This is a genomic window from Amycolatopsis sp. NPDC051903 (assembly GCF_044452505.1).
Taxonomy (GTDB): Bacteria; Actinomycetota; Actinomycetes; order Mycobacteriales; family Pseudonocardiaceae; genus Amycolatopsis.
Genome location: NZ_JBITBT010000101.1, coordinates 1 through 1,040, shown reverse-complemented (window position 1 = coordinate 1,040; position 1,040 = coordinate 1). Strand labels below are relative to the sequence as shown.

The following is a 1,040-nucleotide window of genomic DNA, read 5'->3' as shown; positions in this document are numbered from 1 at the left end:
GGGTGGCTGCCGAGGAAATCAGGAACCTGATCATCGTCGGGTCGGGTCCCGCGGGTTACACGGCCGCGGTGTACGCGGCGCGGGCGCAGCTCGAACCGTTGGTGTTCGAGGGTACGCAGTTCGGTGGTGCGCTGATGACGACCACGGAGGTCGAGAACTTCCCGGGCTTCCGCGACGGTATCCAGGGGCCGGACTTGATGGAGGAGATGCGCAAGCAGGCCGAGCGTTTCGGTGCGGAGCTGCGGGCGGAGGACGTCGAGTCGGTGGAGCTGACCGGCGAGGTGAAGTACGTGGTTGCGAACGGTACGCGGTACGCGGCGCGTGCGGTGGTGCTGGCGATGGGGGCGGCGGCGCGGTATTTGAACGTGCCGGGTGAGCAGGATCTGCTCGGGCGTGGGGTGTCGGCGTGTGCGACGTGTGACGGGTTCTTCTTCCGTGATCATGACATCGCCGTGGCCGGTGGGGGTGACTCGGCGATGGAGGAGGCGACGTTCCTGACGAAGTTCGCGAAGTCGGTGACGATCGTGCACCGTCGTGACGAGTTCCGGGCGTCGAAGATCATGCTCGAGCGGGCCCGGGCGAACGACAAGATCAAGTGGCAGCTGAACTCGCAGATCACCGGTGTCGAGGGGGACGGCAAGGTGTCGGGCCTGTCGGTGAAGGACACCCGGACCGGTGAGGAGAAGCAGCTGGATGTGACCGGGTTCTTCGTGGCGATCGGGCACGACCCGCGCAGCGGGCTGGTGCGCGGCCAGGTCGAGCTGGACGAGGACGGTTACGTGGTGACGCGGGGTCGTACGTCTTACACGAACGTGCCGGGTGTGTTCGCGGCCGGTGACCTGGTGGATCGCACTTATCGGCAGGCGATCACGGCGGCGGGTTCGGGGTGCAGCGCGGCCATCGACGCGGAACGATGGCTGGCGGAGCACGGCGACCCGGACGCCCACGAAGCGGCCGAACTGGTCGGCGGCGGCTACGGCGCCGGCGCCCACTGACTTCCCGATTTTCGAACCACCCGAAGGAGAAACCCATGGCCAACA

Annotated in this window: 1 protein-coding gene; it reads left to right on the top strand. The window is 67.2% G+C overall.

Annotation, left to right across the window (positions count from 1 at the left end):
• Positions 1 to 2: 2 nt before the first annotated feature.
• Complete coding sequence (trxB, locus tag ACIA77_RS52470; protein ID WP_395893756.1) at positions 3 to 995, top strand: thioredoxin-disulfide reductase; 993 nt, start codon at positions 3 to 5, stop codon at positions 993 to 995.
• Positions 996 to 1,040 lie beyond the last annotated feature (45 nt).